20 protein-coding genes and 2 rRNA genes (1 of these 22 running past the window's edge) are annotated in these 26,358 nt (G+C 46.6%); 10 read left to right on the top strand and 12 right to left on the bottom strand.

The window, feature by feature from the left end; translation table 11 throughout:
* The first annotated feature begins 1 nt into the window (after window position 1).
* Both GSQ66_RS16705 and GSQ66_RS16700 read left to right on the top strand, forming a co-directional pair.
* Complete coding sequence (locus tag GSQ66_RS16705) at window positions 2–1,345, top strand: lysophospholipid acyltransferase family protein (RefSeq protein WP_162428501.1); 1,344 nt, start codon at window positions 2–4, stop codon at window positions 1,343–1,345.
* 109 nt (window positions 1,346–1,454) lie between these two features.
* The gene (locus tag GSQ66_RS16700; protein WP_162428500.1) at window positions 1,455–1,688 is read left to right on the top strand and encodes a hypothetical protein; all 234 of its coding nucleotides are present in this window, start codon (window positions 1,455–1,457) and stop codon (window positions 1,686–1,688) included.
* Window positions 1,689–1,749: 61 nt separating this feature from the next.
* Here GSQ66_RS16700 and GSQ66_RS16695 read toward each other — a convergent pair whose 3' ends face one another.
* From GSQ66_RS16695 to GSQ66_RS19260, 5 genes are all read right to left on the bottom strand, one after another.
* Window positions 1,750–2,190 carry a hypothetical protein gene (locus GSQ66_RS16695; protein WP_162428499.1) on the bottom strand — a complete coding sequence of 147 codons (441 nt, stop codon included), beginning with the start codon at window positions 2,188–2,190 and terminating at the stop codon, window positions 1,750–1,752.
* A 52-nt stretch (window positions 2,191–2,242) separates the two neighbouring features.
* Complete coding sequence (locus GSQ66_RS16690) at window positions 2,243–3,328, bottom strand: DUF3616 domain-containing protein (RefSeq protein WP_162428498.1); 1,086 nt, start codon at window positions 3,326–3,328, stop codon at window positions 2,243–2,245.
* Between the two features lie 165 nt (window positions 3,329–3,493).
* Window positions 3,494–3,940, bottom strand: a complete 447-nt coding sequence (locus GSQ66_RS16685) for a hypothetical protein (RefSeq protein WP_162428497.1) — start codon at window positions 3,938–3,940, stop codon at window positions 3,494–3,496.
* Between the two features lie 167 nt (window positions 3,941–4,107).
* Entirely contained in the window at window positions 4,108–5,388 is a 1,281-nt protein-coding gene (locus tag GSQ66_RS16680) for a zinc dependent phospholipase C family protein (RefSeq protein ID WP_162428496.1), read from the bottom strand.
* A gap of 51 nt (window positions 5,389–5,439) precedes the next feature.
* Window positions 5,440–5,784 (bottom strand): phosphatase PAP2 family protein, encoded by a 345-nt coding sequence (locus GSQ66_RS19260; protein WP_162428495.1) that lies wholly within the window; start codon window positions 5,782–5,784, stop codon window positions 5,440–5,442.
* A 545-nt stretch (window positions 5,785–6,329) separates the two neighbouring features.
* Between GSQ66_RS19260 and GSQ66_RS16670 the strand changes: the two genes are divergently transcribed.
* Window positions 6,330–6,890, top strand: a complete 561-nt coding sequence (locus tag GSQ66_RS16670; RefSeq protein ID WP_162428494.1) for a DUF4864 domain-containing protein — start codon at window positions 6,330–6,332, stop codon at window positions 6,888–6,890.
* Window positions 6,891–6,903: 13 nt separating this feature from the next.
* On the opposite strand, the gene GSQ66_RS16665 is transcribed toward GSQ66_RS16670, so the two are convergent.
* The gene (locus tag GSQ66_RS16665; RefSeq protein WP_238395733.1) at window positions 6,904–7,374 is read right to left on the bottom strand and encodes a GNAT family N-acetyltransferase; all 471 of its coding nucleotides are present in this window, start codon (window positions 7,372–7,374) and stop codon (window positions 6,904–6,906) included.
* Window positions 7,375–7,610: 236 nt separating this feature from the next.
* Here GSQ66_RS16665 and GSQ66_RS16660 point away from each other — a divergent pair, with 236 nt between their 5' ends.
* A complete protein-coding gene (locus GSQ66_RS16660) occupies window positions 7,611–8,210 on the top strand; it encodes a hypothetical protein (protein WP_238395732.1) in 600 nt (199 codons plus the stop codon).
* A 61-nt stretch (window positions 8,211–8,271) separates the two neighbouring features.
* Here the strand turns inward: GSQ66_RS16660 and GSQ66_RS16655 are convergent, their stop codons facing one another.
* The 4 genes from GSQ66_RS16655 to GSQ66_RS16640 form a co-directional block, all read right to left on the bottom strand.
* Window positions 8,272–9,063, bottom strand: coding sequence for a pentapeptide repeat-containing protein (locus GSQ66_RS16655; protein ID WP_162428492.1), 792 nt, complete (start codon window positions 9,061–9,063; stop codon window positions 8,272–8,274).
* Window positions 9,064–9,312: 249 nt separating this feature from the next.
* Window positions 9,313–10,716 (bottom strand): dihydrolipoyl dehydrogenase, encoded by a 1,404-nt coding sequence (gene lpdA / locus GSQ66_RS16650; protein WP_162428491.1) that lies wholly within the window; start codon window positions 10,714–10,716, stop codon window positions 9,313–9,315.
* A 273-nt stretch (window positions 10,717–10,989) separates the two neighbouring features.
* Window positions 10,990–12,558 (bottom strand): 2-oxoglutarate dehydrogenase complex dihydrolipoyllysine-residue succinyltransferase, encoded by a 1,569-nt coding sequence (gene odhB / locus GSQ66_RS16645; protein WP_162428490.1) that lies wholly within the window; start codon window positions 12,556–12,558, stop codon window positions 10,990–10,992.
* A 111-nt stretch (window positions 12,559–12,669) separates the two neighbouring features.
* Window positions 12,670–15,426, bottom strand: coding sequence for a 2-oxoglutarate dehydrogenase E1 component (locus GSQ66_RS16640; RefSeq protein ID WP_162428489.1), 2,757 nt, complete (start codon window positions 15,424–15,426; stop codon window positions 12,670–12,672).
* Between the two features lie 521 nt (window positions 15,427–15,947).
* Between GSQ66_RS16640 and GSQ66_RS16635 the strand changes: the two genes are divergently transcribed.
* The 6 genes from GSQ66_RS16635 to aspA all read left to right on the top strand — a co-directional run bounded on the left by GSQ66_RS16635 (window position 15,948) and on the right by aspA (window position 23,656).
* Window positions 15,948–16,253 (top strand): WYL domain-containing protein, encoded by a 306-nt coding sequence (locus tag GSQ66_RS16635; protein WP_162428488.1) that lies wholly within the window; start codon window positions 15,948–15,950, stop codon window positions 16,251–16,253.
* Window positions 16,254–16,494: 241 nt separating this feature from the next.
* Window positions 16,495–18,510: a T9SS type A sorting domain-containing protein gene (locus GSQ66_RS16630; protein WP_162428487.1), complete on the top strand. Its 2,016-nt coding sequence runs from the start codon at window positions 16,495–16,497 to the stop codon at window positions 18,508–18,510.
* A gap of 118 nt (window positions 18,511–18,628) precedes the next feature.
* Window positions 18,629–20,401: a M28 family metallopeptidase gene (locus GSQ66_RS16625; protein WP_162428486.1), complete on the top strand. Its 1,773-nt coding sequence runs from the start codon at window positions 18,629–18,631 to the stop codon at window positions 20,399–20,401.
* A 261-nt stretch (window positions 20,402–20,662) separates the two neighbouring features.
* On the top strand, window positions 20,663–20,884 hold the full coding sequence (locus tag GSQ66_RS16620) for a hypothetical protein (protein ID WP_162428485.1): 222 nt from the start codon (window positions 20,663–20,665) through the stop codon (window positions 20,882–20,884).
* A 148-nt stretch (window positions 20,885–21,032) separates the two neighbouring features.
* A complete protein-coding gene (locus tag GSQ66_RS16615) occupies window positions 21,033–22,205 on the top strand; it encodes a ribonuclease D (protein ID WP_162428484.1) in 1,173 nt (390 codons plus the stop codon).
* A 41-nt stretch (window positions 22,206–22,246) separates the two neighbouring features.
* On the top strand, window positions 22,247–23,656 hold the full coding sequence (aspA, locus tag GSQ66_RS16610; RefSeq protein WP_162428483.1) for an aspartate ammonia-lyase: 1,410 nt from the start codon (window positions 22,247–22,249) through the stop codon (window positions 23,654–23,656).
* Between the two features lie 340 nt (window positions 23,657–23,996).
* On the opposite strand, the gene rrf is transcribed toward aspA, so the two are convergent.
* A 5S ribosomal RNA gene (gene rrf, locus GSQ66_RS16605) occupies window positions 23,997–24,108 on the bottom strand.
* Between the two features lie 128 nt (window positions 24,109–24,236).
* A 23S ribosomal RNA gene (locus GSQ66_RS16595) occupies window positions 24,237–26,358 on the bottom strand (it continues 779 nt past the right edge of the window).

The raw sequence follows: 26,358 nt of genomic DNA, 5'->3' as shown, positions 1-26,358 counted from the left end.
CATGCTTTACACCCTCCTGAAGCTGCTTTACAAAGCCGGGCTCTGGTTCTTTTTCCGGAAACTGGAAGTGCGCCATGCTCACCTGATACCCGACAACGGCCCGTTGCTGGTCGTATCTAACCACCCGAATACCTTTATGGACCCGATTGTAATAGCTGCCCAGCTAAAGCAACCGGTATTTTTTATTGCCAAGAGCACCGTGTTTGGCTCTAAATTCCAGAACTGGATGCTGCGCCAGATGCACCTGATACCGATACACCGCAAAGAAGATAACCCCAACGCAACTATAAGCAACGACGACGCTTTTGCTGCCAGTTTTAAGGCGCTCGACCAACAAAAGACACTGCTTATTTTCCCGGAAGGCAACAGCTTTAACCAGCGACGCCTGCGCAAACTTAAAACCGGCACCGCCCGCATTGCCTTAGGCGCTGCGTCAGAAAGTAACCGGGAAGTAAAAATATTGCCGGTCGGGCTGAATTATTCTGCCCCTACCCGTTTCAGGAGCGACGTTTTTGTAAATGTTGGAAAACCGATCTCTGTATCTGATTACCTGGCAACGTACCAGCACGATGGCCCAGCTGCTGTGCTTGCCCTTACCGAAGAGATTAGGGTGCGGCTGGAAAAGCTGATCATACACACCCCGACAGACGAGGAAGATGAACTGGCCCGGCAGGTGGAAGCTATTTACAGAGACAGGCTTTCGCCTATAGTACCAGCCGGCGCGTTACCCCAGGAGCAGGATTTTATAGTTACCAAAGGCATCATTAAAAGCATAACACACTTCAGCCAGACGGAGCCTGACCGGATTGCAACTATAAAACAGGAACTGAGCAACTATACCAGGCAATTGCAGCGCCTGGGCATACAGGACCCGGTGTTAAGCAAAGAAAGCAGCGATGTGATGAAGCAAAGTATCATCGGGTTACTGTACATCATACTGGGTTTCCCGATTTACCTTTTTGGCTTAGTGCACAACTATATTCCGTATATCGTGCCGTCTAAAGTGGCCCGCGCCGTAACTAAAGAGGAAGAGTGGTTTGCGCCTATTATGCTTACCGTTGGCATTTTTACTTTCCCGATATGTTATGGGCTAGAACTATGGCTGGCACACGAATGGCTGAACATAGCTGGGATTAAGCTGCTCCTCTATTTCCTAAGCCTGCCACTGAGCGGCTTTTTTACACTGCATTACTGGAATACGCTGCAGCGCACACAAAGTCACTGGCTGCTTTTACGCCTGTTTTATAGCCGGCAAAATATAGTTAAGAAGCTCCGGGCGCAACGCCAGCACCTTATAGCGTTACTTGAAAAAGCGCAGCAGGATTACCTTCAGAAAGTGAGCTAACTATAGTTATGTTACGGTATATAGTATACTCTGGCCGCTATCCTACGTAAAAAGTGAGATGATCTGCTCCGGACTAAGAGCATATCCTAAACTATAAATTGATACAACTATGAAGAAGATAACGATGAATTTACTGGCTGTTGGCGCATTGGCTACCGGCCTGCTGGCAAGCTGCACCTCCGAAACCACAACCGGCGTTGAATCCGGCAATACCAATACCGAAGAAACACAGACAGATATGAACGGAGAAATGACGGACACAACAAATACCGGAACTCCAACAGACACCATGAGCCAGAACCCTCCGACCGACGAAAGTGCCGGCAACCAGGATCAGCAATAAAATAAACTATAAACCCCGGTAAACGCATTGCTTACCGGGGTTTATAGTTTACAGGCCTTTCTTATTTTGTTGCTTTTACAATAGCGCGTGCTGCCAAGGCAGCAACTATACCACCCATCAGGTACAAGCCAACAGCCATTACTTTGGTTTGGGTAGTACGCTCGCTTGGCGCCTCTCCCAGGCCCAGCGGACCAGGCAAGGTAATAGCACCAATGCCCGCCATCGCCCCCAGGAGCGTGCCGCGCCACAAGGCATTCTTATCGGTACCCGCCAGGCTATAGTATAATCCGTTCGAGACCACGTCCCCAACCATTGCCCAGTCGTGTAGGGTTTCATCGTCAGGTGGCGTAGCGCCGGCCTTCTCCATTAGTTTAGCGATGGCGCGCATCCCCAGTATGTCCATGCGCGGGGCGTCCGGCACTACTCTTCGTAAACTTTCGTGGGTCAGGGTTAAAACACAGGCACCTGCCAGGCCACCTGCTAATGCTTCCAGTATTTTCATAGCTTATTTTGTTGGTAGATTGTTGTATACGGGTTTATAGTTTGGCGGCTGCTTAATCAACTTTAATGATATCGCCGGTTACGCTGTGCTCACCCACTTTCCGGTTATCCCGGGGACTATCGAAAACTACCATCAGGTTGTGCTCATCGTATACGGCCAGCCCTTCGGCTTTATCTTTACCGGTTTCTTCTCCGTGGCCATGGGGTACTTCGCACAGGCGTTCCAGGTCTGCAGTATGCACCATCGTTTCGTCGGCAACATGTATTGCATTTCGCCAGCGATACACGGCAATTACGCCGTCCAGGTCCATCGTCGGGCCGGCTAAAATGTACATATCGTTGCCCATTATGCGAAGCTCGCGTATGCCTTTGCCTTTCAGGTGCAGGAAATGTTTTTTATAAGGTCTGTCCGGTTTTGCCTGTTTTAATTTCAGAAGTCCTTTACCAGCATCTTCCAATTCTATTTCCAGCACTATAGCCCAGCCGCGCAGCACCGGCCCGCGCAGGCCCAGGTATAGCTTGTTGCCACTGGTTGCCAGGCCTTCAATATCAAAGCCGTTGTCTTTGCCGGGGATGTGCATGAAGGGCCCGATGTGTTCGTCGTTGCGCAGCGCTTCAACAAGCTCGTTGCTGTTCTCGCTTCCTCGTAGTTGAGCCGCACGCAACATGTTTCCAGGGTTATCAGGGTCCGGGCATTCTTTGCAGATCGTGTAGTCGTCGGTTTTCTTATCTTTATAAATAGGCACGCGGGCCAGCAGATACCGGTTCGGGTCTGATTTTACCTGTGCCAGCCGCTTCATTTGCCTGGCAACACTTTCTTGTTTTCGGGGCTTTTTACGCTTTAAACTATGCGAGCCGATCAGCCACAGGTAATTGTTCTCCATACCCATGCCTTCTATGTCAATCTCACTGTTGGTACTGTCGGGGAGTTGCAGGTAATCGCTGAGGCAAAAAGATTTATGATTCCCGAAAGAGCCGTCCTGCTGCTGGGTCAGTCGTTCTATAGTTGTCCGTTCGTCGCAGCTCAGCCACAGGTTGTCGCCGGTGTGCAGTACCGTTGAGAGCCCGTCGCGTACATGCTTGCCTTCTATGTTCACACTCAGTTCCGGGTCGAAATGCAGGGTTACTTTTTTTGCCATGCGGCGTTAGTTTATAGTTTGGATTATGAGGTAAAGTTTACGGGCCAGTTTTCTTTTAGTGGCCGGCAGCTATAAAAATCTGAAATTATAGTCAGGGCACCAACTATAAACAAAAAGCCCGGTGCAGCTGCACCGGGCTTTCTGAGTGTTAAACTATAGTTTCGACTAAGATGATGATCTGCCGAACTTATTGCTTCTTGTTGTATTCAGGTTTGTCTTGTTCTTACCCGACTTGTTACGGTTCATGGCTAACCAGCCTGCCCCTAACGCCAGCAGCGAGCCACCTACTACCTTCTGAGTGGTGCTCAGGCTATTTACTTTGTTCATGGCTGTTGTACCATACTCCTGCAGTTTGCTGGTTACCGTATTCATGTCGATACCACCTATTTTAGATGATGAAGATCCTGAATTAGAGTTAGAGTTCATGTTTGAACCGGAACCGGAACGTGAGCTTTGCTGACTGCCTATACTGGAACCAGTGCTTGATGAAGTTGGCTGGCTGCTCTGCGAACGGCTGCTGCTCTGCGAAGACTGGTTTGCATTTGGTTGATTACTTTGTGATGACTGGTTAGAAAATTGATTGCTCTGTGAGCTATTCTGCTTGTTTTCCATGGTTTTATTATTTTTAGTTTCTGTTTATTAAACCGAAAATCCGGAAGCTCAACTACATCTTTTCATTGCCCGTTCCGGATATCTCAGACTTATTTTATCGGTTTTCAGAGCATATAGTTACATCAATTTCGTTATTTCATTTTATACACAATTACTTCTGACTATAGTTACAGGCTATTTTGAGCCACTGGTTTGTGCGCTTTCATTCTTTCCAGCGCTTCTGCGGTCTTTTTCTGCTCTTTTTGCTTTTCCTGATCTCTTCCAGGCTTCATATTTTTATAAAAACTTAATATATCCTGCTGTAGTTCGGCCGTCAGGTATTTATACCCGTTACTGTCGAGTTTGCCGAGCAGGGTGGTGTAGGTCTCATCGGTTAAGACATAAGTGCCCGGCTCGGTTTTCTTGCCGGTATCGAGCTGCATGTTTGCCATATCCGAATTGTTGCTGCGTAGCTGCTGCAGCATGCCGGCATACTTGCTTACCGTAGTGTTAAAGCTTTTATAGAAAAGTTGTTCTGCCTCGGGCGTTGGCATCGTAAAACCCAGCGATCGGAGCGGACCAACCTTTGGCAGTATCTTGATGACCCAGGCCATTACGCGTGTAAAGAAACCCGGTCTTTCGTACGTTTCGCCCCAGTTGCTGTTATACTTTGCACGACTCATGCGGTAGATAAATTCACGGCGTGTTGTTCCGGGGGTTGCCTGCTTTATATCGTTTTGCTTGGCTTTCCAGGCGGCCTGGGTAAGGTCCGGCAGCAGGTTTTTTATAGTGTAGCGATACGTACCAACTGCCAACGGAACATTTATAAAAACATCGCCCAGGTCCAATCCATACGTTTTAAGAAAGGCACGCTCCAAAGGCTCCCGGGCCACTTCAAACCCAATAAACTGCTGGTACGACTCGGGTGCATAGTTGCCGCGGGCCACCTGCAGTACATCAAAGCCAAATTCAGTTTTCACATGCGAAACCGGGTGGTCGGCAAAGGTGACAGAGCTGCCGAATTCCTGCTTTAGCTCGGGGTAAACCAGCGGTACGGCTTTGTTGGTGCCCAGCGAGTGCCCATAAATATCGGCATTGTAATGGGCTAAGGTGCCTAAGGCAAAGGCATATTCGTTTATGTTCTGTGCTTCGTAGAGCAGGTTCTGCACAAAATCGCCGCTCCTGACATAATGCAGCAGGTCTGTAAAGAATTTACTACCGAACGGGAAGTAGCCCATATCCTGTAGTATGGCACCGCCATAGGCATAGGCATGTGCTTTTTTGAGCTCTTCTTCCGTGGCGTTAGGGTAGCGTTTTTGCAGGAGTGGCTTCAGGTCTTTATCCCAGGCGGCATCAATAATGGCCTGATGCGAGAGCACACCATAGGCCGAAGCCGGAGACCATGCAGCTATCCAGAAAAAGAATATAAGGGCAAAGCAGCGTACGCTGCGTAACGTTCTTGGGTACATGCCTTTGCATACGACGACAGGCTTAAAAAGTATAGTAAAAAAGTGATAGTGCTATACTTGTCTTCTTTTCCTTCTATGCAGCATTACCTCGGACAGACTTATACCCACCAGTGCCCAGAGAAAGCCAAGTATAAAACCTGCCAGCACATCAGACAGAAAGTGTACGCCCAGGTAAATTCTGCTGAACCCAACCAACAGGATAAGTATAGCGGCAGCCCAAACTATAAATTTACGGTATGGTTTATCTCTGTTGTGCCTGTAAATAAAGTAAGCCAGCAAACCAAACAACGCCATGGCTGTAGTGGCATGCCCACTCGGGAAAGAATAATGCTCCACCTGGTAATAGGCAACATCGGCGGGACGGGCGCGGCTGATAAATGTTTTCGCAAACCGCACCGAAAGGCCAACGCCCCCATCGCCAGCCAGAAAGCCACCAGTGCCCAGTACCGTTTCCGGAACAGAAAGATGAGGGTAGCAAGGCCCCCGATTGCAAAAACAGCGATCTGTTCGCCTAGCTGCGTTAGGCCAAACATAATTACACTTAGCCAGTCGGAGCGCATACTAAACAGCAGATTTGTAAACTCCTGGTCTACCACCACCACCCACTCGGCATCCACCACGCTCTCAGCAAGCTCCGAAAGCAACATTATATTTACCACCCCTACTATTAACAGAAAAGTAAGCGGTAAGCCAACAAACTGCTCTGTATCCAATCTGTCGCTTATAAAACCCGACACGGTGGGGTGCTGCCTCTGGAACCGCTGCGCAGCAGGAATGCCGGCAAACCAGTTCTTAAATCGGGTGATATAGTGCAACAGCGGATTCGTCATAAATATAGCGTTGAGCAGGTATACGCAGCCAGGCAGTTTTGTTTATAGTTGCAGCGCTCAAAAATCGGTCAAAAGCACAACTATAGCATTCTATATAAAGTACAGTACTATATGAAGGGCTTGGATGGCATAGTAGATAAGGCCTTACTGGCGGTAGGGTTGTTACTGCTCCTGGTTTTTATAGGTAGTTTTCCTTTAATGCCGGAGCAGGGGCAGGCGCAATACACCAACTATACCAGTGCCGAAAGCTCGGCTGCTTCTGCATCCAGCTGGAGCTATTTACGTCCGTCAAAAGCACTTACACCCCAGGAGGTAGTACAGATCCAGCTAAAAGCATTACAGCAAAACGATGGCAGCGACAGCGGTGTGATCACTGTTTTCAACTTCTCATCGCCGGTAAGCAGAATAAGCATGGGCCCGATAGAGCATTTCAGGGTGATGGTGCGAGACCCGGTTTACAGGCCAATGCTCAACTTCAAATCTTACAAAAAAGGCAACATGGTAATAACCGGCAGGTCGGCTTACCAGTTGGTGGTACTTACTACCGAAAATGATGCAAAAGTGGCTTACCTGTTTATGCTGGCACGCCAAACCAAAGGCTACTATAAGGGCTGCTGGCTTACTGTAGGTGTTGTGCGTCTGGATGATAACAGACCCGTTTACAGCGCCTGACCTATAGTATAAACTATAGTTCTATTTCCATTTTGATATCGGCACGCTCGTAAATGCTGGGAGGCATAGGCACTTCTGCAAAACCAAGCCTTTTGTAAAGGTTAAGCGCAGTCTCCAATTTCCGGTTTGATACCAGGTAAACTTTTACAGCGCCGGCCTCACGGGCTTTTTGTATCGCGGCCTCACCCAGCAGTTTTCCTATTTTCAGGCCCTGCACTTTGGGTGTTACAGCCATTTTAGCCAGCTCATACACGCCATTTCCTTCGTTTATCAGGGCGCAGGTGCCTACAACTTCCTGGTTGTACTCCGCCATCAGAATATAACCTCCCTTATCGAGAATGTATCCCTGCGGGTCGCCCAGCGATTTATGGTCGGCTTCTTCCATCACAAAGTAGCGCGTTATCCATTCTTCGTTCAGTTCCCTGAATTTAGCGGCATGCCGGGGCTCAAAATCAAGTATAGCGACAGCTGTGGTTTGTGGCATATGCATAAAGTGTAAGTAATAACTATAGTTGCAAAGGTACGCACTAGAGTTATTACCTTAAATAAAAAGGCTTTCCTCTTATCAGAAGAAAACCCTTGTTACTGTAATCCGGAAGCTGGCTTTCCAAAAAACCGATCTCTCATTATGCCATCAGGGTACGTTGTGCTGTGGTTATTGGTGTACTGTAGTGCCATTTTCCTGACAGATGCTATCGTTAGAGGTCACGTACAATTGTTATGGCAACTATAAATCATACCCAAAGGCTAACTATAGCGATGGCGGCCTTGCCCGAGCCTGCTCTTTTTCATCCGCTTAAGCACCATCTGGGCTATATCAGGGCGTTTATAAAAGAGCAAAGCACCTTACCCAACCCGCAGGTCGGTGCATCTTTGGTAAGTATCGGCACTTCGCAGCTAGACTTTTATACCGGACAGCTCTCGCCTTTACAGGTAACGAAGGAAGTGTTAGTTAACCTGCAGCAACAAGGTTTGCTGCAACCTGAGGCGTACTATAGTTACTTAACCGCAAAAGGCGGGCTTTACCGCACAGTTACAGTTTCCGACACTTCTGACTGGGTTTTGCGATTGGGTATAGTTGCCGGACGGTTTGTGCACCTGCACCCTGCCCGTTATGCTGCTCAGACTATAAGAGTAAAAGCCACATCGCTGAAAACTGCCATTGCCGCAACTATAGCTGCCGGTAAAGCAGGCGCACCAACTATAGATCTTGACCTGGTAAACGATGTGCGTATGAGGTGGCTTGGGTTGCCTCCCCTTTCTGTTTTAAACCCCAGCGAAGGTGCCGGCAAATTGCTGGCGCTTTTAGCAAGTCCATAAAAAACAAAAACGCCACACTATATGTGCGGCGTTTTTAGTAAAACTAAAGCTTCTTTGTTACTTATTTATTCCTCGCCTGCAACCCTGAAAGTGTTACAGACTGGTTGTTGAGTTTGGTATATTTAAAATCGGTACTGCCCTTAAAGCTGGTTCCTTTCATGTTAGCTGATTCGGAGAACTGGGTGTATTTAAAGTCGGCATTTCCGTTAAACGCCGCCTGCTGCATGTCTGCTCCCTTCTGAAACTTTGCATACTTAAAGTTGGCTTCTTCGTTAAACTGCGCGTTTTTAAAGTTTGCAACAGCCGGAAAGGTTACATATTTAAAGTTGGCATCATCTTCAAACGCCGCCTTGCTGAAATCTGCAGATTCTTTAAACTTAGCGTATTTAAACAGAGCTTCTTCCTGAAAACGACTGCCTGCAAACGACACCTTTCCCTTAAACTCACTGTATTTAAAAGCCGCATCGCCTTCAAATGTGCAGTTTATAAAACGCACGTCTTTTTCAAAATTGGTATTATAAACCTCGTTAGATGACTTTACCACCTTCACGCCGTTATCCGGGTTAAAGTAACCCAGCACGCTGCCATTAAAGGTACAGTTCTCGAAAGTGACAGGTGCCGTTACCGTACTGGTGTATTCTTTGGTGCTGTTGTTGTCGCCTTTCTCTTTCTTCAGCTTCATGTTCTGCAGCTTTGTCAGGTCCAGGTCACCTGTAATTTCGGCGTTTTTATAGTTTACAGCTTCGCCGCGGTTTATTTTAGCGATGATCTCGGATGCGGCCACTTTGGTTTGTGCTATAGTTAGCAGCGGCAATAACAGCAGCGCAAGCAACAGGTGTACGTGTTTTGTCATAGTGGTTAGATTTGATGTGTTTATCTTTCTGACTTTGACTAATAGATGGAGTAACTCTAGCAAAGGTTGCCTGGGAGGGAGAAAGTTTTTTAGTTATGTTGCTAAACAATGCTTCAGGTACATCTGGCAAGTATTTAAAAACCGCTATCCGGCATATCGATAAACCTAAGAAATAACTATAGTTGCCAGCACTAAAAAGCGCCACCCTTTACAGAGTGGCGCTTTTAATCTATAGTTAGCTATAGTTGCTTAGATGTGTAGCGCACGGTTTTCTGTAGCCGCCAAGCAAGCCTCTTTCATGGCTTCGGTATAGGTCGGGTGCGCATGGCTCATGCGGGCAATATCCTCTGCCGATGCACGGAATTCCATGGCAACCACCGCCTCTGCGATCATATCTGCAGCACGTGGCCCGATCATATGCACGCCCAGTATCTCATCTGTATTTTTATCCGCCAACACCTTTACAAAACCATCTGTATCCATCGATGCCTTGGCACGGCCAGACGCTTTGAACGGGAACGAACCCGACTTGTAAGCACGGCCCTGCTCCTTCAGTTGCTCTTCGGTATAGCCAACACCTGCTACTTCCGGCCAGGTATACACCACACCCGGTATCAGGTTATAGTTGATGTGCGGTTTCTGGCCAACGATCTGCTCTGCTACCAGCACACCTTCCTCTTCGGCTTTGTGTGCCAGCATCGCACCACGTACTACGTCACCAATCGCATAGATACCCGGTACGTTCGTCTCCAGGTGGTCGTTCACAGCAATCATACCGCGCTCGCCCATCTGCACACCCGCGTTCTCTAAGCCCAAGCCTTCGGTGTATGGCTTACGGCCCACCGATACCAGCACATAGTCGCCTTCAAACGTAACAGTTTCACCTTTCGGATTCTCAGCCGTTACTTTTACAACTTCGCCTTCGTTGGTAGCGCCGGTTACTTTGTGGTTAAAGAAGAACTCGAAACCAAGTGTTTTCTTCAATACGCGCTGCAACTCTTTACCCAGTGCACGGTCCATAGTTGGGATGATGGCATCCACGTACTCTACCACCTGTACTTTAGCTCCAAGGCGGGCGTAAACCGAGCCAAGTTCCAGACCGATCACACCGCCACCAATTACGATCAGATTTTTAGGCACCTCCGTCAGCGTTAAGGCTTCTGTAGAGGTAATGATGCGCTTCTTGTCAACCGGCAGGAACGGCAACGCTACCGGCTTGGAGCCTGTCGCGATGATCGTTTTGTCTGTCTCGATCTGTTGCTCTTTGCCTTCTGCGTCTGTTATCCTGATCGTGTTCTTGTTCACGAAAGAACCCAGGCCATAGTAGGTATCGATCTTGTTCTTCTTCATCAGGAACGCGATGCCGTCATTATTCGACTTTACAACGCCAGCCTTGCGAGTAATCATCTGCTGGATGTTTACCTGCAGGTTTTCCAGGTCAATGCCATGCTCCTTAAAAGTGTGTGCCGCATTATGGAAGTGCTCTGATGAATCCAGCAATGCTTTTGAAGGGATACAGCCTACGTTAAGGCAGGTACCGCCCAGCACGTTATATTTTTCTATAATAGCGGTTTTCAGACCCAATTGTGCACAACGGATCGCTGCCACGTAGCCCCCAGGACCAGAACCGATTACGGTAACATCGTATTTCATTTTTCTATACTTTATGGAGCACTATATGCTCGTTTTGTATTTGATTTTTAAGCATTTGTAAACCCACCCCTGCCCCTCCAAGGAGGGGATTTTTCTGCAGTACCCAATTCCCCTCTTGGGGGGTAAGAGTGGGTTAATTTATACCTGGGCCTCTGGCCCAGGTATAGTTCGTCACGAGCGAGGACGCTCGCGCCATATCCGACTTTTTGTATAAACAATCAAAAAAAGAAGGAGAAAGCCTTGCAGCCTCTCCTTCTTCCTTATCTCAATAAATTATACGCCAAGCAATAAGCGCATCGGATCTTCCAGCAGCTCTTTTACGCGTACCAGGAAGCTTACAGACTCACGGCCGTCGATGATGCGGTGGTCGTAAGAAAGGGCCAGGTACATCATTGGGCGGATCTCCACTTGCCCGTTGATGGCAACCGGGCGCTGCACGATGTTATGCATACCCAATATAGCCGACTGCGGCGCGTTGATGATCGGTGTAGACATCATGGAACCAAACACACCACCGTTGGTGATCGTGAAAGTACCCCCTGTCATCTCTTCGATTGACAATTTACCGTCGCGTGCCTTTTTAGCCAGGCGCACAACTTCTTTCTCAATGCCATCCAGCGTTAACTGCTCTGCGTTGCGAATAACCGGAACTACCAGACCTTTCGGCGACGAAACAGCGATAGACACATCCACGAAATCACTGAAGATCATGTCATTGCCATCGATCTGCGCATTTACGGCAGGCCACTCTTTAAGAGCAACGGTACAAGCCTTGGTAAAGAACGACATAAAGCCTAAACCTACTTCATGCACTTCTTTAAACTTGTCCTTATACTTCGCTCTGATATCCATGATCGGCTTCATATCTACCTCATTGAAGGTAGTTAGCATAGCCGTTTCGTTTTTAACAGTTACAAGACGTCGTGCTACAGTTCTACGCAGCGAGCTCATTTTCTCACGGCGCTGGTTTCTATCGCCTGTTGTAGCTGGGGCAGAAGGCTCTTGCTTTGCAGCCGGAGCGGAAGCAGCTTGTGCGGCAGGTCTTGTCTGTGCGTTCTGAGCATCCTCTTTTGTGATGCGTCCGTCACGGCCAGAACCCTGTACGTCAGCAGCATTTATACCTCTTTCAGCTAATATTTTGCCCGCAGCCGGTGATGGCGTACCAGAAGCATACGTCTGCGCACCCGACGGAGCGGAAACAGCCTGAGCTACCTGCTGGGTAGCAGCTTCCTGCTTGGCATTTGCCTCAGCATTAGCAACTGCTGAGCCTGCACCACCCGGCGTAATTCTGCAAAGCAAACCACCAATCTCTACAGTGTCTCCTTGTTGAGCAACTATCTGTAACGTACCGGCAGCTTCTGCAGGCAATTCAAACGTAGCCTTATCAGATTCAAGTTCAGCAATTACCTCATCCATTTGCACAAAGTCGCCGTCTTTCTTTAGCCAGCTGGCTATAGTTACTTCTGAAATTGATTCCCCTACAGTTGGCACTTTCATCTCAACGGTTTCACCGACTACGGTAGCAGTTGCGGCAGCTGGCTGAGCAGCAGCTTGTGCCGGAGCGGCCTCGGTTTTAGCAGCAGGAGCTGATGGAGCAGTAGCTGCACCATCCTGGTCTATTGTGCAGATTACGGCACCAACATTTATGGTTTCGCCTTCCTGTGCTACAATGCGTAAAATGCCTGCGGCTTCGGCTGGCAGTTCGAATGTGGCTTTGTCAGATTCCAGTTCCGCAATCACCTCATCCATCTCCACGCGGTCACCGTCTTTTTTCAGCCACTGGGCTATAGTTACCTCAGTGATCGACTCACCTACGACAGGCACTTTAACTTCTAAGCTCATATATTTATCAATTATGAATTACGATTTTTGAATTACGAGTTAGTAATGATTAATGACGAATGAGTAATTATTTTTCACCTTCATTCATCATTAGTCATTACTCTTTATTAATTATATAGCGAACGCGCGGGCGATCAGTTCCTGCTGCTCTTTGGCGTGCACTTTCAGGTAACCGGTTGCCGGCGATGCACTTGCTTTACGAGCAATCACATCTTCTACACTGTTACGCATAATGCGCAGGATATAGGTCCAGGCGCCCATGTTCTCAGGCTCTTCCTGTACCCAGTATATTTTAGCATTTTTATACTTGCTAAACTCTGATTCCAACTGCACTTTCGGGAACGGCGCTAACTGTTCTAAGCGAATAATCGCGACATCCTTACGCTTGTTCTTCTGCTGCTCTTCCAGTAGATCAAAGTAAACTTTACCTGAGCACAGCAACACCTTCTTAACCGATTTAGGTGTAGCAAAGTTATCACCGATCACTTCTCTGAACCCTCCTGATGTGAAGTCCTTTAACGGAGAAACGACAGCAGGATGACGTAACAACGACTTTGGCGACATGTTAATAGCCGGCTTGCGGAATGGCAATGCCAACTGGCGACGCATAAAGTGGAACAGGTTGGCTGGCGTTGTAATGTAAGTAACAAACATGTTGTTCTCGGCAGCTAACTGCAGGAATCGTTCAGGTCTGGCATTTGAGTGCTCTGGCCCCTGCCCTTCGTAACCGTGCGGCAACAACATTACCAGGCCATTCATACGCTGCCACTTAGACTCTGTAGAAGAGATGAACTGGTCGATCATTACCTGGGCTCCGTTGGCAAAGTCACCAAACTGCGCTTCCCAGATAACCAGTGCATTCGGGTTAGCCATGGCATAACCGAATTCAAAACCAAGCACACCGTATTCAGAAAGCAGGGAGTTGTAGATCTCGAAAGAGCCCTGGTCCTCTTTCATATAGTTCAGGCTGTTGTAAGGCGCGCTGGTTACCGCATCATGCAACACAGCATGGCGATGCGAGAACGTACCACGCTGCACATCCTGCCCGGAGAAACGAACAAACTTTCCATCAAGCAACACAGAACCGTAGGCCAGCAATTCGGCAGCAGCCCAGTTTAACTGTTTGCTTTCAAAGAACATTTCTCGGCGCTCTTTTACTAGCTTCTCTATCTGCTTCAGTGGTTTAAAACCCTGTGGCAATGTTGTCAGCGCTTTCCCAACTGTTTCAACAGCTTCAGGAGAGATGCCGGTTTCAGGAGACTGGTTAAAATCTTCCGGTTTAGAGCGGCGAAGCGACTGCCACTCTTTTTCCATTTGCTGGTAGTTGTAAGGCAATGGCTTTTGCTTCACCATGTCCAGGCGGTCCTGCAGCATCTGGCGGAACTCCTTGTCCATGCTTTCAGCCAACTCAGCGTCAATCTCCCCGCGAGAGATCAGGTCTTTGTTATAAACCTCGCGTGGGTTCGGATGCTTCGAGATCAGGTTGTATAGTTGCGGCTGCGTAAATTTAGGCTCGTCAGACTCGTTGTGACCATGACGGCGGTAGCACACCATATCAATAAAGAAATCGTTATTATAACGCTGACGGTACTCCATTGCCATGCGCATCGCAAATACCACAGCCTCCGGATCGTCGCCGTTTACGTGCAGTACAGGTGCATCAATTACTTTGGCCACATCCGTACAGTAGATAGAGGAACGGGCATCTTCGAAGTCGGTCGTGAAACCAACCTGGTTGTTGATCACAAAGTGAATGGTACCGCCCGTATTATAGCCATCCAGGTTAGCCATCTGCGTAACTTCGTATACAATACCCTGGCCAGCCAGCGCTGCGTCGCCGTGTATCAGTATTGGCAACACCTTGTCTATGTCTTTGCCGTACTGGCAGTCAATTTTGGCACGTACAAAGCCTTCTACAACCGGGTTAACGGCCTCTAAGTGCGATGGGTTAGGTGCCAGTTTCAGATTAACTTTGTTACCGGATGGCGTTATAACTTCTGAAGAGAAGCCCATGTGGTATTTTACGTCACCATCGCCCATAGTTAAATCCGGAACGGCAGTACCTTCAAACTCAGAGAAAATCTGCTCATAGGTTTTGCCCATAATGTTGGCCAGCACATTCAGGCGGCCACGGTGCGCCATACCAATCACTACTTCTTCTACACCAAGTTCAGACGCCTTGTCAATAGCGGCATCCAGTGCAGGTATAGTTGTTTCGCCACCTTCCAGGGAGAAGCGCTTCTGACCTAAGAACTTCGTATGCAGGAAGTTTTCAAAAACTACCGCTTCATTCAGTTTGGAAAGAATGCGCTTTTTGTATTCGATGCCCGGGTTAAAGTTAAGGGAATCACGTTCTACTTTTTGCTTGAACCACTCCAGCACTTCCGGGTCGCGGATGTACATGTATTCGAAGCCGATAGGGCCTGCGTAAATCTTTTTGAGAGCTGCTTCAATATCCCGAAGGGTAGCTGCACCAATACCAATTACATCGCCTACCTGGAAAACTGTATCCAGGTCAGCATCTGTTAAGCCGAAATCAGAAAGATCAAGTCTTGCTTTGCGATCTTTGCGGGCACGAACCGGGTTTGTATTAGAACGCAGATGGCCGCGTGTGCGGTAAGCATGAATCAGGTTACGAACAGCAACTTCTTTATCAGATACGCCGGTAACAGCGCCTCCTTTAGCCGGAGCAGCTACTGTGCCTTCAGCAACCTCATGGCCGTTCTCGCCATATGCTGTGGCAAATTCAAAACCTTCAAAAAATTTGCGCCATCCGGCATCAACAGATTCCGGATCCTGCTGATAAGCTTTATAGAGCTGATCAATATAATCGCCGTGCGCATTGGCGATGTATGTATATTTATCCATAAGATTACCCTCTTTGTATAAAGGCAAAGTTAGAAGTATTATTCACAAATCAAATTATGCATAATCGCATAAGCAAATACACCTAACTTACAACTAGATAGCTTTAAACTATATTCTTTATTATAGAATAATAACTATGTAACAGCATGCCTTTACCAGTCAAATACTAGTTATAGTTGTATGCCCTGCTAAAGGTTATGCTATTTCAATCTGTTATCCCCCTCTACCTGTTTGCAGCTTATAGATTACCAATTTTAAATGTTACTAAGTTCTGATGCAGGTAGTAATTATTATGTAAACACAGTGTGCCGGATGTTACTTTTAACCGTGTATTTAGAGATAAATATCCTCTTGTAACTACCTGGCAACAACTTTTCACATAATTAACTGTTAATAACAGGCCACTTTGCTGTGTTACTTTTCGCCAAATCCTTTCCTGTTATCTGATATATTATGGGAGTAGCTTTATACAAGTGCTAAAGGAAATACTTGTCCGGAAGTTAAAGCTAAATACATCAGCTATGAATACCCTTTTGCTGGAAGAACTATCAAAGGCTATCGGAGCAAGACAGTTTGTTCAGTTTACGTATAGCGGCCAGACATATTTATTAGAACCCCACCTGCTGGGCCAGAACAAAACCAGGCAGGACTGCCTTTGCGGGTGGAGCGGCGAAAGAGTGGAATCTCAAGGTACCAAAGTTGGCTGGCACTGCTTTTTGCTGAGTGATATAAAGAATCTGAAGATACTTGAAAAAAGGTTTTATAAAACACGGCCTGGTTACGACCCTTACGACAGCACAATGAGCCGCATTTATTACCGGGCTTAGAAGGCCGCCAATACACAACTATAAGTTTCGCACAATATTTCCTTTAGCCTACACACCACTTAAATATCCTCTATCGGTCAGGTAAAGAGAGATATTTTCTTGCATAAGATTCAGTTCACCTTTAATCGTATGTAAAATGGAAAATGAATTGACACCCTTCACTTCTGACAAGCCCCAAACAACTACAAAGGGAAATGCTGATGTCAGGGCGCTAATTGGTCTTACTATTTTAATCTGTCTTATGCTTTTGTATACACAGGTATGCAGCGCACAGGCTAATACTATAAAAAGCATTAAAAGCGGAGACTGGAATACCGGAAGTACCTGGTCGAGCAATGCCCCACCTAAGGCGGGTGAAAATGTGCAGATTATAGATGGTCATAAGATATCTTTATCTGGCATAGCAACCTGCGCAAATATAGAACTGATACCACCCGCCAATAGTGCTAAGATAGATGAGAAGTCGGAACTGGTGCTGGAAAGTGGCGCAGTGCTTACAACAGGCACACTCAACCTGAACTCTAAAAACGAGCGACGATATGCCAGCCTGGTAAATAACGGAGCCACTGTAACAGCGACTACACTTACTATTGGCAGAGGCAGTATACTGGAAAACGCAGCAGGACGGGTTACTGTTAAGGGCAACATAACAAACAACGGAGATATTACCACCACTGTAGGTTTGCTTGAAATAGGAGGAACTTACAGCGGCTCGGGTGTATTTACTGAAGGTAATGGAACTGTTACATTTAATGGCACCGCTGCCACCGGGCAAACTATAACGGCACTACCCTATTATAATCTGAAGCTGGCTGGCAATAACGCTAAAGCACCTACAGCTAACCTCACTATTTCCGGTGACCTGGACATAAGCCCGGGAACAAACTTAAACACAGGCAACTATAGCCACCGTATAACAGGGAATGTCCGGAACAATGGCACGCTTACTTCCCAGGCTACCAGTATAACTATAGGCGGAGATTTGATGAACACCGGCACTATTTCAGCAGGTAGTGCTACCTATACTATTGCAGGAGACTGGAACAACGCAGGCACTTTTACGGCAGCTACTTCAACTATAGTTTTACAGGGCAATGCACTTCAGCAGATTTCAGGCAACAATACGTTTTACAATTTTAATTTTGCAGGGACTGCACAGGCCCAACTGCAGCAGGACATAGCTATAGTTAATACTATTAACGTTACCAACAGCCACCTGAACACATTAGAAAACACGATATGGTTAGGAACAAACGCCACCTTAGCCACCCCTGAAACAGATGCATCGCATATAATAGGTACGGTACAAACCAGCCGCACCTTAGCCCCGGCTGTAGAAGAAGATTTTGGTAAAATAGGCCTTACCCTGACCAGGAATAATATAAACCCGGGGCAGATAACAGTAGAGCGCTTAACCGGTGTAACAACCGAGATAACAAACGGCACTGAAAGCGTAACCCGCCAGTACAATATTACCAGAACAGACACTACAAACGACATTACTGCCCTGAGCATGACCATGGACCTGGAGTTTCTGCCGAACGAATTACAATCCAAGCCACTTGGCGATTTTAAACTATATAATAAAGGCAAGAACAAAGAGGCCTTACCAGTACCAAGTTCTATAGTTAACCAACGTACGTTGCGCCATACAAATTCCAGCAGTTTTGGCACTTATACCCTGGCCTCGCCAATTATGCCTTTACCGGTAGAACTCATGTGGTTTAAAGCTAAGCGCCAGGACCGGGTAGTTGTATTAGAATGGAAAACAGCATCGGAGAACGATAACAGAGGATTTGAAGTGCAGCTGTCTACGGATGGACAGACTTTTGAAACGCTGGGCTTTGTGGCAAGCAAATCTCCTGACAGCAGAGTTGTACAGCAGTACCGTTTTACAGACAGCAACCCTGTTCGCCGGCAGGTTACTTATTACCGTTTAAAACAACTTGATTTCTCCGGCAAGTTCAGCTACACTAAGACCCAGGCTGTTAGCGCTGATAACTCATTACTTATAGTTCAGGCATCGCCAAATCCCTTTAAAGATCATATAACATTTGCCTTTGAAGCCCCTGCTGTAGAAGTAACTTTAACCGACTTGAATGGCAAACCAGTATCAACGGAAAACCTTACCTTACAGCACCGCACTCCAGATGGCTACTTTAGCTTAAACACAAGCCATGTAAAAGCAACCGGCATGTACATGCTTACTATAAAATCATCAGATAAAATATACCGGACAAAGCTTCTGAAGCAGTAATACAGCGCGCGCGGTGCACAAACAACACCTATTTCACCTTACTTCGTACAAGTGGTCAGGCTATAGTTTAAACTATAAACCCTGACCACTTTTTATAGAACTATAATACCATTAAACTATGAGAAAGACCATCCTGTTTTCGCTGCTCTTAGGGAGTATTGCCTTTAGTTGTAACGAGAACTCGCGCCAGGTAGCGGAAGAAAAAACTGAAACTACTACCAAAACCCAGACGCAGGTACTGCCCGATTCTGCAAACCTGTCTCCTGCGTTACAGAGCATAAATGCGACAGATATACTCAACCATACCAAGGTGCTGGCTTCCGATGCATTTGAAGGCCGTGGCCCGGGCACTCGAGGCGAAGACTCTACCGTAAATTACCTGACACGCCAGTTCCGGAAAATGGGTCTGAAACCCGGCAACCCAAATGGTACTTATGTGCAGGAGGTACCTATGTTCGGATTTACAGCTACACCGAAAGCATCTTTTACGGCAGGCGGCAAAACTATAAACCTCAACTTCCCGACAGATTATGTAGCCGTGTCGCGCAGGTTTGTGCCGACTGTTGATGTTAACAATTCGGATATGGTTTTTGTGGGCTATGGTATAGTTGCACCGGAATATGGCTGGGACGATTACAAAGGCCTGGATGTAAAAGGCAAAACTATAGTTATGCTCATTAATGACCCGCCTGTTCCTTCATCAGCAGATAAATCAAAACTAGACAGTACTATGTTTGGCGGCAAAGCGATGACCTACTATGGCCGCTGGACTTATAAGTATGAAATAGCCGCTGAAAAAGGTGCTGCTGCTGCCATCATCATCCACGAAACTGAACCTGCCAGCTATCCCTACGAAGTTGTGTCCGGGAGCTGGAGCCGCGAGAACTTTGACATCAGCAACCCGAACAAAAACATGGATAAAGCTGCTGTAGAAGCCTGGATCACCAGAGAAAAAGCAAAGCAGCTGTTTACGGCCGCCGGCAAGAACTTTGAGCAGTTAAAAGCCTCTGCCGCTAAGAAGGATTTTAAGCCTGTAGCACTAGGTGCGAAGGCAAACTTCAGTATCAAGAATAAGCTGCGCGAAATAAAATCTAAAAACGTGGTGGCCAAACTGGAAGGAAGTGATCCGCAACTGAAAGATGAATATATAGTTTATACCGCACACTGGGACCACCTGGGCAAGGACCCAAACCTGAAAGGCGATCAGATCTATAATGGAGCGCTCGACAACGCCTCGGGTACGGCAGGCCTACTGGAGCTGGCAGAAGCGTACACCAAGCTTGAGCAAAAACCGAAACGCTCTATCCTGTTTTTGGCGGTTACAGCCGAAGAAAAAGGGTTATTGGGCTCTAAGTACTATGCTGAAAATCCTTTGTATCCGTTAAATAAAACGCTGGCTAACATTAACATGGATGTGCTGAATGCTTATGGCCCGACCGAAGACGTGATTGTGATAGGGTATGGTAACTCTGAGCTGGAAGATGTGTTGGCGCAGGAAGCAACATTACAGAACCGCCGGATTGTACCTGAGACCAGTCCAGAAAAAGGATCTTATTACCGCTCCGATCATTTTGAGTTTGCCCAAAAAGGAGTACCCGCGCTTTATGCCAAATCCGGGGTTAAAGCTATAAACCAGCCCGCCGATTATGTGCAGAAGTGGCAGGACAAATACACAGCCGACAACTATCATAAAGTAACCGATGAGGTAAGACCGGAATGGAATTTAGATGGAGCTGTAGAAGATCTTAAACTGTTCTTCAGGGTTGGATATACTATTGCCAATACAACCAACTACCCTGCCTGGAAGGAAGGTTCCGAGTTTAAGGCACGTCGCGATAAAATGCTATCTCAGCCAACCGATACAACTAAGGCAGCAGGTGTAGAAATATAACTAAGTTTTTAGATGAGCTTTGGTTAAAACACAACTATAACTTATCTGCTATTTTCTTTAAACTTGAAAATAAAGCTGTTAACTAATAATATATAGGTGTTTACCTTAATATTTCCGGTCGTCAGGTAATTAGGGCCGTTTACTTATACTTTAAGTCCATTGCCTTTAAAAAAGTAAAATTTATAGTTTAGCAGGGGTTACTTATCGGTTACTCCCGTATAAATAAGTACAAAATTGGTTGTTGAACTAATAATGTTATTTATGAAAAATATATGGAAATCAGCCTTTGTTGTTTTTGCTCTTACAGCATTTACAGCATGTGGCGGAAGCGACAATACTACAGAAACAGATACTACCGAACAGGTTGATACTGACACCGACATGGATACTGATATGGATGTAGATACTACAACCGTTCAGGACACCACTGTAAATGACGGTGTAGCAGATGATATTCAGGAAGAAGTACCACCTGCACAGTAATTATTAAATTCTAAACTATAGTATATAAAAGTCTCTGCTCTTAACGGGCAGAGACTTTTGTTTTAATAAACACCAGCATATGGCGGTTTACCATTAAAACATTTCCTGATTGTGATGCACAAACTATAATACTTGTTAAATTTAGGGAATGGAATTCACGACACTGTCAAACAATAATATTAAGATTAAACTGGTAAGCACACCGGAGCAGTTGCAGGAGGCCGTAACTGATCTTAGCACTAAAAAGGAGCTTGCTCTGGATCTTGAATTTGATCAGAACCGGTTTACGTATGGCTTTAACCTTTGCCTGATCCAGGTAACCGATGGAAAGGGTATCTGTTATATCATTGACCCTTTTAATTTACCGGATCTACAGCCGTTTTTCCTGCTGTTAGAGAATAAGGCTATTATGAAGATCATCCATCATTCAAACAATGATATTCTGCTACTTGATAAAATGGGCTGCAGCATACAGAATGTAATGGATACGGATGTTGCTGCTAAAATTCTTAATTATGAGCGTTCGTCACTTGCTACTGTTCTTAAAGAAGAGTTTAATATCGAGATCGATAAATCGCAGCAATCAAGTAACTGGAATAAACGCCCCCTTACAGAGCAACAGCTACAATACGCTGCTATAGATGTAGTATACCTGCACGAAGTAAAAGATAAACTGTTAGCCGAAATTGAGCGTATTGGCCGGTTGCATTGGCTTGAAGAAGAAAACAGGCTTCTGGAAAGATTGAAATATACGGAGGCAGAAAACCCACACCTACGGTTGCGTAACGCCTCACGCCTTACATACTATAACCAGTTCATTCTTAAAGCACTTTATAATTTCCGGGATAACTTAGGTAAGAATTTAAATAAGCCTTCTTCCTACATCATTCCCAACGATGCTTTAGTTGAGCTTGCCATTAACCCCGATGTAGATCTGCATGAGTGGCTTAATCATACACGTGGAATACATGGCCGGTTAAAAAATCCATCTTATGAAAATAAGTTGCGCGAAGTAATCCACAGAACGAAGCAAGCTGCCGAAGATCAAAGTATTTCACACGACTATGCAGGTAGCCAGTTTAAACGTCCTTTCCGGACAGCCGAAACCGAAAAGCGCAAGGAAGAACTGACCCTCGTACAAGCTGAAATTGTAAAGCAGTTCGGTGAATTTGCAGGTCGTCTTATTATAAATCAAAGCCTGATAAACGAATATAGTTTTACCGGCAAACTTAAGTCCACTAAAAATTACGCAACTAAAATAGTTCTGGATACTGCTGCCAGTCTTGAGATCAATCTGCCTCAACCTGAAAGCAGCAATTAAAAGAAAACTTGTATTACGTATAAAACCATCTAGCTTATATAATGACTACTTTCAGAAAAGAACATGACTTCTTAGGTGAAAAAGACATCCCGAATGAAGTGTATTATGGTATTCAAACATTAAGAGCTTTAGAGAACTTCGACATAACGGGGATTCCTATCTCAAAAGAGCCATTATTGATACAGGCATTTGGTTCTGTAAAAAAAGCGGCAGCCATGGCAAACCAGGAGTGCGGTGTGCTTGACCCTAAAATAGCGGATGCTATCTGCAAGGCTTGCGATCAGTTAATTGCAGGTAAATTTATGGATCAGTTTGTAACAGATATGATCCAGGGAGGGGCAGGTACTTCTATAAACATGAACGTGAACGAAGTAGTTGCCAATATCGGACTTGAGTTGCTTGGCTTTGAGAAAGGAGATTATGATCATCTTCACCCGAATAACCACGTTAACTTCTCACAGTCAACAAACGATGCTTATCCAACTGCTTTCCGTTTGGCATTGTATGTTAAAATTGGTCATTTTATAGATGCCTTAACCAAGCTCAGTAAAGCATTTGCAGCAAAAGCAACCGAGTTTAAAGACGTTCTTAAAATGGGTCGAACGCAGTTACAGGATGCTGTACCGATGACCCTGGGAGCTGAATTTAATGGTTTTGCTACAACTATAAGAGAAGATATCCAACGCCTAGAGGAGGCCAGGCTCCTGATCTGTGAAATAAATATGGGAGCAACAGCTATAGGCACATCGATAAATGCGCCAGAAGGTTATCCTGAAATAGTAACCAGACATATAAGAGAAATAACAGGTATACCGGTTGTATTGGCTGAAGATCTTATTGAAGCAACATGTGATACCGGCGCTTATGTTCAGGTTTCAGGAGTCTTAAAAAGATGTGCTGTTAAAATTTCAAAAATCTGCAATGATCTCCGTTTACTTTCATCAGGTCCGCGCGCAGGTATAAATGAAATAAATTTGCCGCGTATGCAGCCCGGTTCCTCCATAATGCCAGGCAAAGTTAACCCTGTAATTCCGGAAGTAGTTAACCAAACAGCTTATTACGTTATCGGATGTGACGTTACTATAACTATGGCTGCAGAGGCAGGACAGTTACAATTAAATGTTATGGAGCCAGTAATAGCATTTAGTTTATTCTCTTCTTTGAGTTATCTTACAAATGCTACGCATACCTTAACAGATAAATGTATAATAGGCATAACAGCTAATGAGGAGATCTGTAAAAATATGGTTATGAACAGTATTGGTATAGTTACTTCATTAAATCCTATATTAGGTTACGAAACTGTTTCATCAATAGCCAAAGAAGCATTACTTACAGGTAAATCAGTACATCAAATAACTGTTATAGACAGGCGTCTTATAGAGCAGTCTAAATGGGATGAAATTTTCTCGATTGAAAACTTAATTAATCCGAAATTTATAATGAACTAATTTGAAAGACAGGAAGTAGAAACGCCCCACTGTAACTATAGCAGTGGGGCGTTTCTATTTATAAAGAAGGAAGTTTATACATTAAAATATACCTTGTAAACCTGTGTGAGGTTAAAGTGTGTTTTACCTATTTATCGTTTCCCTTCTTCTCCGTTAGTGATGTGAAGCCCTACCCGTAGGACTGAATGATTACAACGATTGCACCAGGTAGCTCCTGCAGTTCTTCTCCTATATTTGTACTTTCCTTTGCTGTTCTTCCCTCATGGCTTTTATGGGTGGTGTGGAGGGTCTTAAAACGGCAACACCCCCCGCTATTGCTAACGGGGGGTGCTGGTTATAGGGTTGGCGGCCACCTACTCTCCCGGTTGTGACACCAGTACCATCGGCGCGTCCGGGCTTAACTTCTCTGTTCGGGATGGGAAGAGGTGCTCACCGGAGCCATAGCCACCATTATTTTTACACGGGGGGTGCCGTGCGTCGTATTTTATGACAATGAAGGAAAAAAAGAGTGCTTTTGCGTGTGGAAGGAGAAAAAGCTGCGGGCAGGTCCTTTCGGAACCGGCTCGCTTTCCCTTTCGGGGTGGGAACGCTCCCGGGCAATTAGTATGGCTCGGCTGTGGTATTTCTACCTTTACACCTGCCACCTATCAACGTCATCGTCTCTGACGGCCCTTACAGGGAGATCTCATCTTGGGGTGGGTTTCGCACTTAGATGCTTTCAGCGCTTATCCCATCCGAGCGTAGCTACCCTGCGCTGCATCTGGCGATACAACAGGTGCACCAGCGGCTCGTCCAACCCGGTCCTCTCGTACTAAGGTCAGAACCCCGCAAATCTCCAACGCCCGCAACAGATAGGGACCGAACTGTCTCACGACGTTCTGAACCCAGCTCGCGTGCCACTTTAATCGGCGAACAGCCGAACCCTTGGGACCTTCTCCAGCCCCAGGACGTGACGAGCCGACATCGAGGTGCCAAACCTCCCCGTCGATATGAGCTCTTGGGGGAGATCAGCCTGTTATCCCCAGAGTACCTTTTATCCTTTGAGCGATGGCCCTTCCATGCGGAACCACCGGATCACTATATCCGTCTTTCGACCCTGCTCGGCTTGTAGGCCTCACAGTCAAGCACCCTTGTGCTATTGCGCTCTGCGTACGGTTACCAAGCGTACTGAGGGTACCTTTGAAAGCCTCCGTTACTGTTTTGGAGGCGACCACCCCAGTCAAACTACCCACCAAGCACTGTCCCCTTTGGTCAGGTTAGGCGCCAAGCAACTCAAGGGCCGTATTTCAAGGTTGGCTCCACGATGCCTAGCGACACCGCTTCATAGCCTCCGGCCTATCCTACACATGAGTTACCCAGCGTCAATGCTAAGCTATAGTAAAGGTTCATGGGGTCTTTCCGTCCCGTTGCGGGTACTCGGCATCTTCACCGAGACTACAATTTCACCGAGCTCACGGCTGAGACAGCGCCCAGATCGTTACACCATTCGTGCAGGTCGGAACTTACCCGACAAGGAATTTCGCTACCTTAGGACCGTTATAGTTACGGCCGCCGTTTACCGGGGCTTCGATTCAATGCTTCGCCCATTGCTGAACTAACATCCCCTCTTAACCTTCCGGCACCGGGCAGGTGTCAGGCCTTATACGTCATCTCTCGATTTAGCAAAGCCATGTGTTTTTGTTAAACAGTCGCCTGGGCCTTTTCACTGCGGCTTCTTGTATTGCTACAAGGAAGCGCCCCTTCTCCCGAAGTTACAGGGCCATTTTGCCGAGTTCCTTGGCCGTGATTCACTCGAGCACCTTAGGATTCTCTCCTCGACCACCTGTGTCGGTTTGCGGTACGGGCGGCTATGTATTTAAACGCTTAGCGGGTTTTCTTGGGAGCCGGATTAGGGACACTATCTCCGCGGCCGAAGCCTTGGAGTACTATCAGCTTTCAGCTAGATGGGGGTACTTAACTCCCCTTCCACTACCTACGGCCTTCAACGCACTATTCCGTCAGTGCGCGGTCCTTTCACTTCTCCGTCACCGCATCGCTATACATAGCCGGTGCTGGAATATTAACCAGCTGTCCATCGACCTGCGCTTTCGCCTCGGCCTTAGGACCCGACTAACCCTGATCCGATTAGCGTTGATCAGGAAACCTTGGTCTTTCGGTGTGCGGGTTTCTCGCCCGCATTATCGTTACTTATGCCTACATTTGCTTTTCCAAGCGCTCCAGCACCTCTTGCCGAGATGCCTTCATCGCCCTTGGAATGCTCCCCTACCAGTATACCATAAGGTATAATCCGCAGCTTCGGTGCCATACTTGATGCCCGATTATTATCGATGCCCTGTCGCTCGACCAGTGAGCTGTTACGCACTCTTTAAATGAATGGCTGCTTCCAAGCCAACATCCTGGCTGTCTAAGCAACTGGACCTCCTTTGTTCAACTTAGTATGAACTTGGGGACCTTAGCCGACGGTCTGGGTTCTTTCCCTCTCGGCCAGGGACCTTAGCACCCCTGGCCTCACTGCCGTGTATATCAAAGCGGCATTCGGAGTTCGTCAGGATTCGGTAGGATGTGACTCCCCCTAGTCCTATCGGTAGCTCTACCTCCGCTTGACTCCACCACGACGCTGCCCCTAAAGGCATTTCGGGGAGTACGAGCTATTTCTCAGTTTGATTGGCCTTTCACCCCTACCCACAGGTCATCCAAATACT

This window comes from Pontibacter pudoricolor (genome assembly GCF_010092985.1).
GTDB classification, from domain to species: domain Bacteria; phylum Bacteroidota; class Bacteroidia; order Cytophagales; family Hymenobacteraceae; genus Pontibacter; species Pontibacter pudoricolor.
Note: the sequence above shows the minus strand (reverse complement) of the source record. Positions and strands in the feature narration are given on the sequence as shown.